We start from the raw sequence: 16,579 nt of genomic DNA, 5'->3' as shown, positions 1-16,579 counted from the left end.
ATCCCATGAACACCGCTACGCAAGCCGCGCACACGGACGCCGCCGAACGCCGTGCCTACTACGAGCGCATCCGACCGCTGAACCTCACGCCGCTTTGGGAATCGCTGCACGCTCTGGTGCCGCGTGAACCGCAGACTCCCTGCGTGCCCGCGCTCTGGCGCTACGACGAGATTCGCCCGCTGCTGATGGAATCGGCCGAACTCATCACTGCCGAAGAAGCCGTGCGCCGTGTGCTGGTGCTTGAGAATCCGGCGATTCCAGGTCGTTCATCGATCACGCAATCGCTCTACGCGGGCTTGCAGCTCATCATGCCGGGCGAGGTCGCGCCATCTCACCGCCACGTGCAATCGGCGCTGCGTTTCATCGTCGACGGCAAGGGGGCCTACACCACGGTGGGTGGCGAGCGCACCACCATGTACCCGGGCGACTTCATCATCACGCCTTCGTGGGCCTGGCACGACCATGGCAACGAAGGCATCGAAGGCGTGACCGAGCCGGTGGTCTGGCTCGATGGGCTCGATATCCCGATGCTCCGCTTCTTCGATGCCGGCTTTGCAGAGAACGCCGATGCAAAGGTGCAGCACGTCGCCCGTCCCGAGGGCAACAGCCTCGCGCGATTCGGCCACAACATGGTGCCTGTGCGGCATGACCACAGCTCGCCGACCTCGCCGATCTTCAACTATCCCTACGCCCGCAGCCGCGACGCACTCGCGCAGTTGCAAAGGCAGGAGGCGCCTGACGCATGGCTGGGCCACAAGCTGCGTTACATCAATCCGCTGACGGGCGGCTCGCCGATGCCCACCATCGCGACCAACCTGCAGCTTCTTCCGGCCGGGTTTGCCGGCAAGACGCATCGCGCGACCGATGGCGCCGTCTACAGCGTGGTCGAAGGCCATGGCACGGCCGAGATCGGCGGGCAGCGATTCGCCTTCGGTCCGCGCGACACCTTTGTCGTGCCTTCCTGGGCGCCGCTGCGCCTCTCGGCAGCCGACGATGCCGTGCTGTTCAGCTTTTCGGATCGTCCTGTGCAACAGGCCATGGGCATCTTGCGCGAAGCGTTCCTCCAGGACTCCTGACGCCGGATTCCTGATCGTTCGCTGCGCTCGTCAGCGATTTTTTCGACCCACGTGCCGCACAGGCGGCAGGAGCCCACATGTCTTTCGTCGTTTCTCCTCCGGCCGTCGTCGGCCTTCCCATCGCCGGTTCGTCCGACCTGTTTCCGGTGCGCCGCGTCTATTGCGTCGGCCGCAACTACGCAGCGCATGCGCGCGAGATGGGTTTCGATCCCGATCGCGAGCCGCCTTTCTTCTTTTGCAAGCCGAACGACGACGCATCGATCGTTCCGGTGGCCGCTGGAAAGACCGCGAACATTCCCTACCCACCGCAGACCGCCAATTACCACTACGAGGCTGAGTTGGTCGTCCTGATCGGCAAAGCCGGAAGAAACATTGCCGTGGCCGACGCCGCCAGCCACATCTACGGTTACGCCGTCGGCCTGGACATGACGCGCCGCGACCTGCAGATGAAGATGCGTGAACAGGGCCGCCCATGGGAAATCGGCAAGGCTTTCGATTTTTCGGCGCCCGTGGGTGCGGTGCGCAAGCTCGCTGACTCGGGAGAGATCGCGCAAGGTGCGATCACACTCGAGGTCGATGGCGAGGTCCGCCAGAAGAGCGACCTGCGCAACCTGATCTGGTCGGTCAACGAAGTCATTGCCAACCTATCGACGCTATTTGCACTTCAGCCTGGCGATCTCATCTTCACCGGCACGCCCGAAGGCGTGGGGGCGGTGAAGCCGGCCCAGACCATGAAGGTGCACATCGAGGGGCTGGAGCCGATCGTCGTTCGCGTCGACTGAAGCGCATGCTCCGGCAGACCTCCTCGTAACGTCTGGACACAGCGGGGCGTATCCTTGGGCCCTTTGCTTTTTCAACCCTTTCACTTTATGCACGCATCGAAGAGAGCTCTCCTTGTCGCTGCCTGCGGCCTGGCCGCCGGCATTCTGCCGCTGGCTTCCATGGCACAGGGCGCCGCATGGCCTACCAAGCCGGTCCGCTTGATCGTTGGCTTTCCGGGCGGTTCGACCCCCGACATCGCGGCACGGACCATCGCCGAGCCTCTGGCGAAGGCGCTCGGGCAGCCGGTCATCGTCGACAACAGGCCCGGCGCGTCGGGCAACATCGCGGCCGACCTGGTAGCGAAGGCGACCGACGATCACACCCTCGGCATCGTGATCAACGGCAATCTGACCTCGTCGAAGATGCTGTACCCCAAGCTGCCCTACGACCCGGCCAAGGACTTCACCTACTTGTCGCTGATCGCCACCGCGCCGCTGATGCTGGTCGCGCCGAACAACCTGCCCGGCGGCGCTGCCTTCTTCGATGCGGCGCGCAAGGGCGGCGACAAGTGGAGCTACGGTTCGGTGGGCGTCGGTTCGGTCGGCCACCTGGGCATGGAGCTCCTCAAGAGCCGCGTCCCTGGGCTGAAGGCCGAGCACGTGCCCTATCAAGGCAATCCACAGGTCGTGACCGGATTGCTGGGCGACCAGGTGCAGATGGCCCTTATCCCACCGGGCGTCGCATGGCCGCAGGTGCGGGCCGGCAAGCTCAAGGCGATCGGCCTCACGAGCGGGCGCAGCACGCTGGCACCTGAAGTGCCCTCACTCTCCGAAGCCGGTGTTCGTGATTTCAATCTCGAAGTCTGGACCGCCCTGCTCGGCCCCGCCAATCTGTCGAAGACCGCGCAGGACCGGATCAGCAAGGAACTCGCCGTCATCATGAAATCGCCCGAAGTGCGCCAGCGGTTGTTCGATCAGGGCTGGCAGGCAGTCGGCACGTCGCCTGACGGCATGCGGGCACGCGTCAAGGAAGAGTCCGCGATCATGACCCGCATCATCTCGACGAACGGCATCAAACTGCAATGAACGTGTCCACCGTCATCGAACCGCAACGCAGCCTGCCGGTCTTCGGCGAGTACGACGTGGTCGTGGTCGGCGGCGGCCCTGCCGGCATCGCTGCCAGCGTGAGCGCCGCCCGCCACGGCGCGCGCACGCTGCTGGTGGAGCGCTATGGCTTCCTCGGGGGCATGGGCACCGCCGGCGGCGTGACCAACTTCGCGGGCCTCTACGGCAAGCGCGACGGCGAAATGACGCTGCTCGTGCATGGCGTGGCGGACGACCTGCTCGCGCGCATCGACGCCATGGGCGGCCTCAACAAGCCGCAGGACGGCATGCAGGGCCGTATTCGCGTGCGTTCGTACGACACCTCCGTCTACAAGTGCGCGGCCGATCAGCTATTGCTCGACGCCGGCGTGCAGCTGCTGTTCCACGCGTTGGCCGCGGCGGTGGTCATGGACGGCAATCGCATTGCCGCGCTGGTAGTCGAAACGAAATCCGGCCGCCAGGCAATTCGTGCGAATGCCTTCATCGACGGCAGCGGCGATGCGGACGTGGCGGCCTTTGCCGGTGTGCCCTTCGAAGTGGGCGACGGCCACGGCAGCGGATTGTTCCCATCCACCATGTTTCGCATCGGCCACGTCGACGCGCAGCGCGCGCTGGCCGCCGTGGGCGAATTCAAGGCCATCAACGACCTGATGACAAAAGCGCGTGAGCGCGATCCGCAGGCCTACAGCTTTCCGAGAGAGGGCGCGATCCTGCGTCCGCAGATCGACCCGCGAGAATGGCGCGCCAACGTGACGCAGATCCGCAATGCCGAAGGCGGTGCGATGAACGGCGTGGACGCCCGGCAACTCAGCGACGGCGAAACCGAAGGCCGCCGGCAGATCGGCGAATACTTCCGATTCCTCAAGGCCGAAGTGCCCGGCTTCGAACAATCGTCCATCGTGGAGATCGCGCCCCAGGTGGGCATTCGCGAGACGCGGCGCATCCAAGGGCTTTATGCGCTGACGGGTGAGGACATCCTGTCGTCGGCACGCTTCGACGACAGCATCGGCATCAACGCCTGGCCGATGGAGATGCATGCGGCCGGCAAGATCGAGTGGGCCTTCCCGCGCGATGGCAACCGCACCTACAACCAACTGCCGTGGCGCATGCTCGTGCCCCGCGGGGTGGACAACCTTCTGGTCGCGGGCCGCTGCGCCTCGATGACGCACGAAGGCCAATCGGCGGCGCGGGCCAGCGGCGGCTGCTTCGTGATGGGGCAAGCGGCCGGAACCGCAGCGGCATCGCTGGGGGGCGGTAGCTTCGCGACGGTCGACGTGACCGCGCTCCAGAGCCAACTGGCCGCTGACGGGGTCGACCTGGATCGCTGACCGGCGCGGGACACCACGGCGGGGCGCTCTTTGCTATCGTTGCAGGCTTGTCTTTCCGGCGCTGCCTGCGTTCTCCCGATGACCGATCCCGCCACCGCTTCCCGACTCGTCGACAGCCTCGTCGACTTGATGAGCCTCCAACCGCTGGGCAACGACCGCTTCCTGGCTCAGAGCGAAGACATCGGCACGCCGGCCGTCTTCGGCGGCCAGGTGCTGGGGCAAGCGCTGATGGCCGCCTGCCAGACCGTGGGTGCTGAGCGCCCGGTCCATTCGATGCACGCCTACTTCCTGTTGCCCGGCGAGCATGCGCCCATTGAATACGCGGTCGAACGCATGCGCGATGGCCGCAGCTTCACGATGCGGCACGTGGTCGCGCGCCAGCGGGAGCGCATCATCTTCGAGATGTCGGCTTCGTTCCAGACCGTGGACGAGGGCATCGAGCATCAACTTCCGATGCCCGAAGCCGCAGGTCCGGACGGGCTGCCGAGCGAACTCGATCAACGCATGGCGCTCGGCGACCGGCTGCCTGCCATGTGGCGTCCCAAGGCACTGATGCCGCACGGGATCGAGTACCGCCGCATCGAGCCCGACGACCTGCTCGCGCCGGCGCCTCGCTCGTCCGAGAGCAGCGTCTGGATGCGCGCGATCGCGCCGCTGCCGGACGACCCGCTCGTGCATCGCGCCTTGCTGGCTTACGCTTCAGACCACGGTCTGCTGCGCGCCGCCATGCTGCCGCACGGCCTGAGCTTCATGAGCGGCCAGGTACGGCCCGCCAGCCTCGACCATGCGATGTGGTTCCATCGCGATTTCCGAATGGATGAGTGGCTGCTCTACTGTGTCGATTCGCCGAGCGCGAACGGTGCACGGGGACTGTGCCGCGGCAGCATCTTCACGCGCGACGGGCGGCTCGTCGCCTCGACCGCTCAAGAGGGCATGCTGCGGGTGCGGCCCACGGGAAGCCCTTTGTCGAGCGCGGGGCGAGCGGCGCCGATATAACGGGCGCCATGAGCGCCCTCTTCTCCCCCTTCGCGCTGGGTCCGTTGACCCTGCGCAACCGCATCGTGATTGCCCCGATGTGCCAGTACTCCGCCGAGCACGGCAACGCTGCCGACTGGCACATGATCCATCTCGGGCAGCTTGCGTTGTCGGGCGCGGGCTTGCTCATCATCGAGGCGACCGCGGTCGAGGAGATCGGGCGCATCACGCCGGGTGACCTCGGGCTCTATTCGGACGATAACCAGGCGGCGCTCGGACGCGTGCTGGCTGCAATCCGCCGCTATTCGCGCGTACCGGTCGCCATTCAACTCGCTCATGCGGGACGCAAGGCATCGAGCCACGTGCCATGGGAAGGCGGCCAGTGCCTGACGCCGGACGAAGGCGCCTGGCAGACCGTGGCGCCCTCCGCGATCCCGCATGCGGCGGGCGAACCTCCGCCTGCCGCCCTCGATGCCGGTGGGCTCGCGCGCGTGAAGGCGGCCTTCGTGCGTGCGGCACAGCGTGCCGATGCTCTCGGTCTCGACGCGATCGAACTGCACGCGGCGCATGGCTATCTGCTGCATCAGTTTCTTTCGCCCATTGCCAACCAGCGCGCCGATGCCTACGGCGGCTCGCTTGAAAACCGCATGCGCTTCCCGCTGGAAGTGTTCTCCGCAGTGCGGGCCGCCGTGCCGGACCGGATGGCCGTCGGCGTGCGACTCTCGGCGACCGATTGGGTCGACGGCGGCTGGGATGTCGAGCAGAGCATCGCCTTTGCCAAGGCGCTTTCGTCGCTGGGATGCAGCTTCGTCCACGTTTCTTCGGGAGGCGTGTCGCCGCAACAGAAGATCCCGCTCTCGCCCGGTTACCAGGTCCCGCTGGCCGAGCGCATCAGGAAAGCGGTCGATCTTCCGATCATCGCTGTCGGCCTCGTCACTGAACCATCGCAGGCCGATGCCATCGTCGCAGCGGGCCAGGCCGATCTGGTGGCGCTGGCCCGCGCGATGCTGTTCGAGCCGCACTGGCCGTGGCGCGCGGCCGCCGAACTCGGTGCCCAGGTCGAGGCGCCGCCGCAGTATTGGCGTTCACAGCCTCGCGAACTGAAGGCGCTGTTCGGCGACGCCCGCATCGGTCAGCGATAGGCCATGCCGCCACTGTGGGCGGCGTTCCTAGCCGCGGAACGGGTTGGCGGTCGCGAACCAAAGCCCGATGCCGGTGGCGATGATGAATGCGCCGTCGGTCACGCCCGCGATCAGGAAGAACAGGGTCTGCAAGGTGTCCTTGAGTTCTGGCTGCCGTGCGGTGCCTTCGAGGAGCTTCGACCCGACGATGCCGATGCCGATGCAGGAGCCCACCGCGGCAATGCCGATGAGTAGGGCCACAGCGAGGGGAAGGATGTCGAAGCCGTTCATGATGCTCTTTCGTTGGCCCTGAGATGTTGGCCTGTTGCTGCCGGCACCACCTCGGTTCCGGCTTGCATCCAATGTCGCCGAGGCTGCGCGCAGCGTCGATGACCTCGCAGGTCATGGAGCGAGGTGGTCGGAGATCAGCCGGGTCAGCCGGATCAGCCAGGCAGGAGGCGCTTCAGGTATCGGCCCGTATGGCTGGCTTCGTTCGCGGCGATCGCCTCCGGCGTGCCGACGCCCACCACCGTGCCGCCGCCGGCGCCGCCTTCGGGGCCCATGTCGATGAGCCAGTCGGCGGTCTTGATCACGTCCAGGTTGTGTTCGATCACGACGATCGTGTTGCCCGCGTCGCGCAGCTGGTGCAGCACCTTCAGCAATAGCTCAATGTCAGCGAAGTGCAGCCCGGTGGTCGGCTCGTCGAGGATGTAGAGCGTGCGGCCCGTGTCGCGCTTGCTGAGTTCGAGCGCGAGCTTCACGCGTTGCGCCTCCCCACCGGAGAGCGTCGTCGCGGCCTGCCCGAGCTTGATGTAGCTCAGGCCGACATCGAGCAGCGTGCGCAGCTTGCGCTCGATGGTCGGCACGGCCTTCAGGAATTCGTGCGCCGTCTCCACCGTCATGTCGAGGATTTGCGCGATGTTGCGGCCCTTGTATTGCACTTCGAGCGTTTCGCGGTTGTAGCGCTGCCCGTGGCACACCTCGCAGGGCACGTACACGTCGGGCAGGAAGTGCATTTCGACCTTCACGACGCCATCGCCCTGACACGCTTCGCAGCGGCCGCCCGCGACGTTGAAGCTGAAGCGGCCCGGACCGTAGCCGCGCTCGCGGGCCGTGTTGGTCTCCGCCATCAGCTCGCGGATGGGTGTGAAGAGGCCGGTATAGGTGGCCGGATTGCTGCGCGGCGTGCGGCCGATCGGCGACTGGTCGACGTTGATGACCTTGTCGAAATACTCGATGCCCTCAATGGCCTCGTGTTCGGCCGGCTCTTCGTGTGCGCGATAGAGCGTGCGCGCGACGGCTGCATAGAGCGTGTCGTTGACCAGCGTCGATTTGCCCGAGCCGGAGACGCCCGTCACGCACGTCAACAGGCCGACCGGGAACGCCACGTTGACGTTCTTGAGGTTGTTGCCCGTCGCGCCGACGACCCGGATTTCCTGCACGTCGGACTGTGTCGCCAGGTGCGCTGCCTCGCGGGCCGCGCGCCTTTCGGCGGCACCGCTCTGCGGAAAGCGCGATGCTTTCTTGCTTTCTTCTGCGACGGGCTTGTTCATGACCGGCAACCATGGCGTTCGGCGCGCGGGCACCGCAATCTTCTTCACGCCAGACAGGTACTGCCCCGTCAGTGAGTCCGGGTCTGCCGCAACCTGCGCGTAGGTGCCCTGCGCCATCACGCGCCCGCCATGAACGCCGGCGCCCGGGCCCATGTCGATCACGTGATCCGCGGCGTGGATCATGTCCTCGTCGTGCTCGACGACGATCACGCTGTTGCCGATGTCGCGCAGGTGCTTCAGCGTGCCGATGAGCCGGTCGTTGTCGCGCTGGTGCAGACCGATGCTGGGCTCGTCGAGCACATACATCACGCCGGTCAGCCCCGAGCCGATCTGTGAGGCGAGCCGGATGCGTTGCGCCTCGCCGCCGGACAGCGTCTCCGCGCTGCGATCCAGGCTCAGGTAGTTGAGCCCGACGTCGTTGAGAAACTTCAGGCGAAGCCCGATCTCGCGCACCACCTTGTCGGCAATTTCCGCCTTGGCGCCACGCAGATGCAGGTCCTGAAAGTACGCGAAGCTCTCGCGCAGCGTGGCATGGCTGATCTCGTAGATCGCCATGCGGCGGGGCTCCGCGCCGGTTTGATCGACCAGGAACACATGGCGCGCCTCGCGGCGCAGACGGGTGCCGTGACACTCGGGGCAAGGCTGCAAGTTGCGAAAGCGCGAGAGATCTTCGCGCACCATCGCCGAATCGGTCTCTCGATAGCGCCGCTCCATGTTCGGGATGATCCCTTCGAAGGGATGCTTGCGCACCAGCTTCTTGCCGGATTGCTGGCCGCTCTCCATCACGTAGGTGAACTTGATCTCTTCTTGCGCCGAGCCGTTCAGCACGGTCTGCTGCACCGAAGCGGGAAGCGACTCGAAAGGCGTGTCCAGATCGAACTTGTAGTGCTTGGCCACGCTTTCGAGCATGCTGAAGTAATAGCCGTTGCGCCGATCCCAGCCCTTCACCGCGCCGCTGGCGAGGCTCAGCGTCGGAAACGCGACGACCCGCGCGGGGTCGAAGAATTCTCGATGTCCCAAGCCGTCGCAACTCGGACACGCGCCCACGGGCGAATTGAAGGAAAACAGGCGCGGTTCGAGTTCGGCCAGCGAGTAGTGGCAGATCGGGCACGCGAACTTGGCATTGAAGAGGTGTTCGCGTGCCGCGGGCGACTGGGCCCCGTTTTCGGGTGCAGGCGCGTCCATCTCCAGCGCGATCGCACGTCCATCGGCCAGCCGCAGCGCGGCCTCGAAGCTCTCCGCGAGCCGCTGCTGCATGTCGGGGCGTGCGCGCAAGCGGTCGATCACCACGTCGATGTCGTGCTTCTCGGTTTTCTTGAGCTTGGGCAGGTCGTTGTATTCGTAGGTCTGCCCGTCGACACGAAAGCGGATGTAGCCCTGCGCCTGCATCTCTGTGAAGAGTTCGACGAACTCGCCCTTCTTTTCGCGGGCCACCGGGGCCAGGATCATCAGCCGGGGTTCGTCGGGAATCGCAAGCACCGCATCCACCATCTGCGAGACCGTCTGCGCCTGGAGCGGGAGATCGTGGTCGGGGCAGTAGGGTGTTCCGGCCCGGGCGTACAGCAGCCGCAGGTAGTCGTGAATTTCGGTGACCGTCCCGACCGTCGAGCGCGGGTTGTGGCTCGTCGCCTTCTGCTCGATGCTGATCGCCGGAGAGAGGCCTTCGATCACATCGACGTCGGGCTTGTCCATCAGTTGCAGGAATTGCCGCGCATAGGCGGACAGGCTCTCCACGTACCGGCGCTGGCCTTCGGCGTAGAGCGTATCGAACGCCAGGCTCGACTTGCCCGAGCCGGACAGGCCAGTGATCACCACCAGCTTGTTGCGCGGGATGTCGAGATCGACGTTCTTGAGGTTGTGCGTGCGCGCGCCGCGGATGCTGATGCGCTGTTGCGCAAGCGCGGCGCCGAGGTAGACGTCATCGGAGGGGGAATTCACAGGGCGGTCGGTTTTGGGCAACCGGACATGATAAATCCCCGCCTGTTTCAAGGTGCGTCGGGGGATTGCCCGGTCGCGAGCGGGTCGTCCGGATCCGGCGGCAGTGGCGCGCCCATCGCCATCGTCAGCATGTGTTCGGCCAAGGATTCATAGAGCGGCCTGCTGATCATTCGTGAAACCAGGCTGGCCAGCAGCGAGCAAGCCATGAGGCTGAGCACCATCGAGTGCCCGTCGACCATCTCCATCACGATGATGAAGGCGGTGAGCGGCGCCTGCGTCACCGCCGCCAGGAAGCCCGCCATGCCCATGGCGATGAGTGCGGGGCCGAGTCCAGGCCCTGCAAATCGGGCGATCCCCTCGCCGATGCCGGCGCCGATCGAAAGCGCAGGTGCAAAGATTCCGCCCGGAACGCCGCACCACGCCGTGAGCCAGGTCGCAATGAACTTGAGCAGCGTGTAGAGCGGCGTGAGCTCGTCGTGGCCCGCAAGCATGTGCTTGACCGACTCCGACCCGGAGCCGAAGGTCGTGCCGTTGGTCGCGAGGCCGATCGCCGCCACCGCAAGTCCGCCGACGGCCGCAAAGCGAATGGGCCAGCGCGCCCGAAGATTGTTCAACCGCTGCGGTGCTCCCGTGAGCGAAGTGGCGAGAAGCCTCGAAAAGAGACCGCCGGCGAGCCCCGTCGTCAAGGCCACCATGAGGCCGGGTCCCATCACCTCCCAGCCGAAACGCGGCACCTTGATGATGCCGAAATAGCTCAGATTGCCGAATACGGACACCGCGACCAGACCCGCGAGCACGATGGCCGTGATGATCAACCCGCTCGCACGCGCTTCGATGCGGCCCGACAGTTCCTCGATCGCGAACACCACGCCGGCGAGCGGCGCGTTGAACGCCGCCGCGATTCCGGCGGCGCCGCCTGCCAGGAGCAAACCGCGCGCATCGATCGTGGTGCGTGGTGAAAGCCACCGGCGCGCGTGCTGCATGACCCCGGCGGCGACCTGCACGGCAGGGCCTTCGCGCCCGATGGAGAGTCCGGCCGCAAAGCCCAGCACGGCCAGCCCGATCTTGGCAACCGTGAGCCTGAGCGAGACGAACAGACCGCGTTTCTCCGGCGGCAGCGCAGGATGCAGCGCTGCCTTGACCTGCGGGATGCCCGAACCCCGCGCACCGGGCGCCCAGCGGCGCGTTGCCCAGACGATGGCGGCCGTGACGGCAGGCGTCCAGAGTAGAACCGCCCATGGATGGGAGCGGTACAGCCCCAGGAACAGCCCGAAAGCGCGGTCGCTGGCGATCGTGAAGACCACCACGAACAGGCCCGCCGCGACGGCGTAGCCAAGGACGATGGCGCGGTCGAGCCATAGACGGCCGCTCGACAGTTCGGCGCGCAGGTTTTCGAAGAAGTCCGGTTCGCGGTTCATGGAATAGCGTCATTGTCTCCGCGGCAGGCGCAGGCGCAGGCGCACGGACCTGTCGGCGATGCGTCTTCCTGTGCGGAGCCTAGGAAATGTCTGAAAAGTACCCGGGAAAGCGGTGTAGTACTACCGATTGCAGTTTGCGCCGCTATGCTTCGCGCTTTTCAAGCCGACGGCCCTTTCTCAGGGCCACGGAAAGCCTCTTCGCTCTGTCACCAGACCCGCCGAGACGATCACGAATCGGATCGACAGGTCTTCTGCGAAGAGGCTGAACCGGGATCGGCGTCAGCAAAAGGGAGTAGGTTATGCAATCAGTAGTCGTCGTGGATGATCACCCTGCCATTCGACTGGCCGTTCGATCCGCTTTGGAGTCCACCGGTGAATTCGAAATCGTCGGCGAGGCGAGTGACGGCCCTTCGGCATTGACGGTCATCCGCGAGCTTCAGCCGAAGCTGGTGATCCTTGATCTCGATCTGCCGAGATTGAACGGTCTTGACGTCATCGAACGCGTAAGAAAGCTGCACGGCGACACGAAGCTTCTCGTGCTCTCCGGTCAACAGGAATCGATCTTCGGCGCGCGCGCGGTCAAGGCCGGCGCCAACGCATTCATCAGTAAGACGGAGGATCTGAAGCGGTTGGTCCAGGCTGCCCATACGGTCCTCGCCGGCTACAGCATGTTCGCGACTTCGATCCTGGCGTCGCACGCGGCGCTCGCAGACGGTGCGCGGCCGGGTGCCTTGATCAAGAGCCTTTCCGATCGCGAACTGACAGTGCTGCAATATCTTGCCCGCGGCCTGAGCAACAAGGAAATTGCCGAAACACTCCTCATCAGCAACAAGACCATCAGTGGCTACAAGGCGCGAATCTTCCAGAAGCTGAGCATCTCCAGCCTCGTGGAACTGGTGGATTTCTCGCGAGCCAACCAGCTGGTGGCCTGACACTCCAGCACATGGGTCAGGCAGTTCGCCGATACGAGCGGGCGAAGTCGCCGGCTCGAACAAGCACCGATTCGAGCTCGGCCCTTGCCGCGCCATAGGCTTCGCGCGTGGCCTCGATCAGCTTTCTCTCATCGTCCGCGCTCGTCAACTCGACGGTCCGGAACGCATCGACAGCGTTGCGCTCATCGAGTTGCTGACATGCCGAGCACAGTCGATGCGCCAGTTTTCTAAGCCCGATGTAGTCATCGGCCCCAGCGGCCCGGTCCATCTTTTCCAGGTCTTCCTCGCTCGCTGTGACGAAGATGCCGACCAGTTCGGCGACGTTGCCGAGGTCGCCACCACATAGCGCCGTCAGGCTCGGATATCGCGCTGCTTCCGCAGGTTTCGCGACGTCGACGGGGCCGGCTGGCGCCGCCAGCGCATCTTCTTGCGGCTCCCGCGACATGACCTTCACCAGCGCATCGCGCAGATCGCCCAGTTGCAGAGGCTTGGAGAGATAGACATCCATCCCCAACGCCAGGCAGCGCTCGGCCTCGCCCTGCAGCGCACTGGCTGTCAACGCGATGATCGGCAGTCTCGGCAGACCCTCTGCAGATTCTCTTTCACGCAATCGCGTGGTCAGCGCATAGCCGTCGAGCCGCGGCATGTGGCAATCCGTCAGCAGCAGTGCGTAATCCGCTTCCGGAGCCATCAGCATTTCCCAGGCTTCCTGGCCGTCGACCGCGCATTCGCACGTGCAGCCGAGCCTCACGAGTTGCCGCGTGATCACCTCCCGATTGATTGGATGATCCTCCGCCAGCAGCACCTTCAAGCCGAGAGCGCCACCGACGGCGTCATGTTCGAATCTGGCCGCATCGATGACGGGATGAGGCGCCGGGCTGTGCCCTGGCGCGGAGCCTGTGCCGGGTGTCCATGCGCGCAAAGGCAAGGTCACGATGAAGCGACTGCCGACACCGGGCGTGCTTTCGCAGCGGACGTTGCCGCGCATCAACTCCACCAATTGTTTCACGATTGACAAGCCCAGCCCGGTGCCGCCATAGCGGCGGGTGGTGGCTACTTCGGCCTGCTTGAAGGGCTCGAAGAGCGAACTCGTGAAGAGCGGGTCAATGCCGATGCCGGTGTCTTCCACCGTCATTTCCAGTCGGCCGTTTCGCGTGAGTCGCGCCTGGACGCTCACATTGCCTTGGTGCGTGAACTTCACGGCATTGCCGATCAGGTTGGTCAGCACCTGTCGCAGCCGGACCGAATCGCCCATCACGTACTGCGGAATTCCAGCATCGAGGTGGAATTTCAGGGCGATCGACTTGCGTGTGGTGTCCGCGGTAAAGCTCGTGCATACGTCTTCGATGAGGCGCGTCAGCGAAAGCGGTCGGCTCTCCAACCCCAGCATGCGCGCCTCGATCTTCGAGACATCCAGGATGTCGTTGATGATCCTCAGCAGTGCGACTGACGACTTGCGGCATCCCGTCAGCATGCTTCGCTGGTCGTCCGTGAGCGGCGTCTCCATGACCAGGTCGATCATTCCCAGCACGCCATTGAGCGGCGTGCGCACTTCGTGACTCATCATGGCGAGGAAATGGGTCTTCGCATCCACGGCCGCTCGCGCTTCTTCGGCCTTGGTGATGAGGTTGGCCTTGAGCTCCTCTTCTTCAGTGATGTCTTTTGCGATGCCGGTGAAGTCCATGACGACCGTATCCGACTCGTATCGAAGCGCCAAGCTGCCTCGCACCTCCATCACGCGGATCGTCCCGTTCGGTCTGCAGATGCGGTATTGGTCGCTGTAGACCTCCTGCCCCTTGTCGAACGTGCGCCTCAGTTTGCCGACGACGCTTCGGAGGTCATCAGGATGAACCAGCGCGCCGAGCTTCAGGTATGTGAGCGGGTCATCGTCGGCATGGTCGTCGATCCCCAGGATCTCGCGAATCTTCTGGTCCGCCGTGATGACGGTGGCTCCGAATGCGGGATCGGTCAGATCCGCGTTCTTGGGCAGCGTGGTGAGGGAGCGCCACACACCCAGGCCGCCGATGGTCAACGCCAGTTCGAGGTCGATCCGTGATTGCTCGAGCTCGGCCAGCACGCGCTCCGCCTGCAACTTCGCTGCGTTGAGCTCGAGCTCGCCTCGGCGACGTTCGGTGATGTCGCGGTTGACGCCGATCAGATAATCGAGGCCGCCGCGCCCTTCATCGAGCGAGCCAAAGCCCTCCACCCAGCGCACGTCGCCTGAGTCATCGATGACCCGGAACTCAAAGGTGGCAACCTCCTTGCGCGTGCGCGCAAGGTCGATGCGGGCCCTGGTCTCCTTCGCGTCCTCCGGATGAAGCCGGGCAAAAACGGAAGCGGCGTCGTGATCGCTCTCCTTCATGCCCAGGATCAACCGGGTGCGCGCGTCGGCGCGCACCTCTCCGGTGGCCATGTTCCATTCCCAAGACCCCATGCTGGCCGCTTCGAGGGCCATGCCGAGGCGCATGTTGGCGTCCTCGAGCTGGCGCTGTATCTGCTTCTCGATCGTGACATCCAGCGAGACGCCGACCAGCCCTCGCAGGGTGCCGTGGCGGTCATACACCGGCTGCTTGCGTGACTGGATGCTGTGCACCGTTCCCTGGATGACGATCTCTTCGTCATAGTTGCGGGCCACGCCGGCAGCCATCAGTTCGCGGTCCTGCGCCATGTAGCGTTCCCAGTGCTCTGGGCCGAAGAAATCCCGGTCGGTCTTGCCGATTCCGGCGTTCGAGTCGATGTCGAATGTCCGCTTGAATTCGGTGTTGAACAATTGGTAGCGCAACCGGGTGTCCTTGAAGAACAGCATGTGCGGCACGGCGTCCACGATGGCGCTGAGCTCGTCGTCCCGATCCTGCAGGGAGCGCAGGCGCGCGATCTGCACAGCTGACACGCCGATGATGCACAGCGCAATCAACGCGACCCAGAACCAGTGCAGTTCGATGGCGCTGGATTGTCCGAACAGATAACTTGCCGCGCCGAGAAGGATGGTCAAAACCATCGTGATGGCGCCGCCACGGTCGATCTTTTGGGTAAGGGAAGTGATTGGGGTCGCCATGAGGCCTCCGCGCCGAATGAACGGCATTGACGAGCCGGGAGGGCAGATTCAGGGCGGAAACGCCGTCGTCCGCCAGCTCACCGGGGGGGCATTCTTACCGATGCGCCATCAGCTGGCACCTGATTCGGGTGCCAAAGGAGCCGGTCGTCAGGTTGCTCGCGGCGAGGTAGACTCGATCGCTTTCGCGAACCCGCGACTCACAGAATTACTGGCATCTCCCAGGGGCAGTACATATGGCATCGGTCAACAAAGTCATCCTCGTCGGCAATCTCGGACGAGATCCGGAAACGCGTACCTTCCCGAGCGGCGACCAAGTGTGCAACGCGACCTTGGCCACCACTGACAAGTGGAAGGACAAGCAAAGCGGCGAAATGCGCGAAGCCACCGAGTGGCACCGTCTGGTGTTCAACGGCCGGCTGGCCGAAATCGCGGCCCAGTATTTGCGCAAGGGCTCGCAGATCTACGTCGAAGGGCAGATCCGCACCCGCAAATACACCGACAAGGACGGTGTGGAAAAGTACGCCACTGACATCCGCGTCGATCAAATGCAGATGCTCGGCAGCCGCCAGGGACAGGGCGCCCCGTCCGGCGACGACGACGGGGGGGGATATTCGCAAGGGGGGGGGCAAGGCGGCGGCTATTCGCGTCCGCCCGCATCCGCTCCGCGCGCTCCGGCGCCAGCACCGCGCCAGGCGCCCTCGAAGTCATCTTCGGGCTTCGACGACATGGACGACGACATCCCGTTCTGATCGGGCTCGTTCACCTCACCTCACCTCGCATTGAAAAGGGCCGGTTCGCAGTGAACCGGCCCTTTGTCTTTGTGCTTGTCGGCTCGTTGTAGCCGGACGAACTCAACCTTGCGGGATCACGCGTGCACCATCGCCGCTGCCCTGGATGTACACGCGCTGCCCGACGCGCAGTCCGGGCGTGACCGGCTGCGTGACCTCGACCAGCACGCCGCTGGCGGTGCGAACGAAGATCTGCTGGCCCTCCAGCGGCCGGTCGTACCTGCGTGCCACTTCGGAGCCCGCCATCGTGCCGCCGATGGCACCGACCACCATCGCGACGTCGCGCCCGGTGCCGCCGCCGATCAAGCTGCCGACGCCGACGCCCGCGAGGCCACCGAGCACCGCGCCGACACCGGTGTGATGCGAGCTCGGGATCTGCGTGGGCATGATCTGCTCGATCACACCCTGCCGGATCGCCATCGTGTCGGTTTGAGAGCCTGGCGCCGCGCAAGCGGCGAGGACAAGGGTGATCGCAATTGCTGCGAGCCGAGAGAGAAGTCGCGATGTCATTGGAATATCTCCTTCCACAA

13 protein-coding genes are annotated in these 16,579 nt (G+C 64.9%); 8 read left to right on the top strand and 5 right to left on the bottom strand.

The genetic code is table 11. From position 1 onward, the window contains the following. The first annotated feature begins 5 nt into the window (after positions 1-5). The 6 genes from gtdA (at position 6) to AC1DSF_RS10615 (ending at position 6,386) form a co-directional block, all read left to right on the top strand. Complete coding sequence (gtdA, locus tag AC1DSF_RS10640) at positions 6-1,076, top strand: gentisate 1,2-dioxygenase (RefSeq protein ID WP_478127407.1); 1,071 nt, start codon at positions 6-8, stop codon at positions 1,074-1,076. Between the two features lie 77 nt (positions 1,077-1,153). Continuing rightward, entirely contained in the window at positions 1,154-1,858 is a 705-nt protein-coding gene (locus AC1DSF_RS10635) for a fumarylacetoacetate hydrolase family protein (RefSeq protein ID WP_478127406.1), read from the top strand. An 87-nt stretch (positions 1,859-1,945) separates the two neighbouring features. Continuing rightward, the gene (locus AC1DSF_RS10630; RefSeq protein WP_478127405.1) at positions 1,946-2,923 is read left to right on the top strand and encodes a Bug family tripartite tricarboxylate transporter substrate binding protein; all 978 of its coding nucleotides are present in this window, start codon (positions 1,946-1,948) and stop codon (positions 2,921-2,923) included. Next, entirely contained in the window at positions 2,920-4,269 is a 1,350-nt protein-coding gene (locus AC1DSF_RS10625; protein ID WP_478127404.1) for an FAD-dependent oxidoreductase, read from the top strand. The genes AC1DSF_RS10630 and AC1DSF_RS10625 overlap by 4 nt, the downstream gene beginning before the upstream one ends. Before the next feature lie 78 nt (positions 4,270-4,347). Next, the gene (locus AC1DSF_RS10620; RefSeq protein ID WP_478127403.1) at positions 4,348-5,265 is read left to right on the top strand and encodes an acyl-CoA thioesterase; all 918 of its coding nucleotides are present in this window, start codon (positions 4,348-4,350) and stop codon (positions 5,263-5,265) included. An 8-nt stretch (positions 5,266-5,273) separates the two neighbouring features. Further along, a complete protein-coding gene (locus AC1DSF_RS10615) occupies positions 5,274-6,386 on the top strand; it encodes an NADH:flavin oxidoreductase/NADH oxidase (protein ID WP_478127402.1) in 1,113 nt (370 codons plus the stop codon). A 27-nt stretch (positions 6,387-6,413) separates the two neighbouring features. Here the strand turns inward: AC1DSF_RS10615 and atpE are convergent, their stop codons facing one another. From atpE to AC1DSF_RS10600, 3 genes are all read right to left on the bottom strand, one after another. Continuing rightward, positions 6,414-6,656 (bottom strand): F0F1 ATP synthase subunit C, encoded by a 243-nt coding sequence (gene atpE / locus AC1DSF_RS10610; RefSeq protein WP_478127401.1) that lies wholly within the window; start codon positions 6,654-6,656, stop codon positions 6,414-6,416. Positions 6,657-6,808: 152 nt separating this feature from the next. After that, a complete protein-coding gene (uvrA, locus tag AC1DSF_RS10605; protein ID WP_478127400.1) occupies positions 6,809-9,856 on the bottom strand; it encodes an excinuclease ABC subunit UvrA in 3,048 nt (1,015 codons plus the stop codon). A gap of 47 nt (positions 9,857-9,903) precedes the next feature. Further along, entirely contained in the window at positions 9,904-11,274 is a 1,371-nt protein-coding gene (locus tag AC1DSF_RS10600) for a chloride channel protein (protein ID WP_478182815.1), read from the bottom strand. Positions 11,275-11,573: 299 nt separating this feature from the next. Here AC1DSF_RS10600 and AC1DSF_RS10595 point away from each other — a divergent pair, with 299 nt between their 5' ends. Further along, a complete protein-coding gene (locus AC1DSF_RS10595; protein ID WP_478127398.1) occupies positions 11,574-12,206 on the top strand; it encodes a response regulator in 633 nt (210 codons plus the stop codon). A 16-nt stretch (positions 12,207-12,222) separates the two neighbouring features. Here the strand turns inward: AC1DSF_RS10595 and AC1DSF_RS10590 are convergent, their stop codons facing one another. Continuing rightward, positions 12,223-15,261, bottom strand: coding sequence for a PAS domain-containing hybrid sensor histidine kinase/response regulator (locus AC1DSF_RS10590; protein ID WP_478182814.1), 3,039 nt, complete (start codon positions 15,259-15,261; stop codon positions 12,223-12,225). A 233-nt stretch (positions 15,262-15,494) separates the two neighbouring features. On the opposite strand from AC1DSF_RS10590, the gene ssb reads away from it, so the two are divergent. Beyond that, complete coding sequence (gene ssb / locus AC1DSF_RS10585) at positions 15,495-16,010, top strand: single-stranded DNA-binding protein (RefSeq protein WP_478127396.1); 516 nt, start codon at positions 15,495-15,497, stop codon at positions 16,008-16,010. A 102-nt stretch (positions 16,011-16,112) separates the two neighbouring features. On the opposite strand, the gene AC1DSF_RS10580 is transcribed toward ssb, so the two are convergent. Continuing rightward, positions 16,113-16,559, bottom strand: a complete 447-nt coding sequence (locus tag AC1DSF_RS10580; protein WP_478127395.1) for an outer membrane lipoprotein — start codon at positions 16,557-16,559, stop codon at positions 16,113-16,115. Between the last annotated feature and the right edge of the window lie 20 nt (positions 16,560-16,579).

The organism is Variovorax sp. 01N429, from assembly GCF_056399425.1.
Note: the sequence above shows the minus strand (reverse complement) of the source record. Positions and strands in the feature narration are given on the sequence as shown.

Excerpts from the sequence above, each read along its gene's own strand:
- gtdA (WP_478127407.1), top strand. The coding sequence starts at position 6 with ATGAACACCGCTACGCAAGCCGCGCACACGGACGCCGCCGAACGCCGT.
- AC1DSF_RS10635 (WP_478127406.1), top strand. The coding sequence starts at position 1,154 with ATGTCTTTCGTCGTTTCTCCTCCGGCCGTCGTCGGCCTTCCCATCGCC.
- AC1DSF_RS10630 (WP_478127405.1), top strand. The coding sequence starts at position 1,946 with ATGCACGCATCGAAGAGAGCTCTCCTTGTCGCTGCCTGCGGCCTGGCC.
- AC1DSF_RS10625 (WP_478127404.1), top strand. The coding sequence starts at position 2,920 with ATGAACGTGTCCACCGTCATCGAACCGCAACGCAGCCTGCCGGTCTTC.
- AC1DSF_RS10620 (WP_478127403.1), top strand. The coding sequence starts at position 4,348 with ATGACCGATCCCGCCACCGCTTCCCGACTCGTCGACAGCCTCGTCGAC.
- AC1DSF_RS10615 (WP_478127402.1), top strand. The coding sequence starts at position 5,274 with ATGAGCGCCCTCTTCTCCCCCTTCGCGCTGGGTCCGTTGACCCTGCGC.
- atpE (WP_478127401.1), bottom strand. The coding sequence starts at position 6,656 with ATGAACGGCTTCGACATCCTTCCCCTCGCTGTGGCCCTACTCATCGGC.
- AC1DSF_RS10600 (WP_478182815.1), bottom strand. The coding sequence starts at position 11,274 with ATGAACCGCGAACCGGACTTCTTCGAAAACCTGCGCGCCGAACTGTCG.
- AC1DSF_RS10595 (WP_478127398.1), top strand. The coding sequence starts at position 11,574 with ATGCAATCAGTAGTCGTCGTGGATGATCACCCTGCCATTCGACTGGCC.
- AC1DSF_RS10590 (WP_478182814.1), bottom strand. The coding sequence starts at position 15,261 with ATGGCGACCCCAATCACTTCCCTTACCCAAAAGATCGACCGTGGCGGC.
- ssb (WP_478127396.1), top strand. The coding sequence starts at position 15,495 with ATGGCATCGGTCAACAAAGTCATCCTCGTCGGCAATCTCGGACGAGAT.
- AC1DSF_RS10580 (WP_478127395.1), bottom strand. The coding sequence starts at position 16,559 with ATGACATCGCGACTTCTCTCTCGGCTCGCAGCAATTGCGATCACCCTT.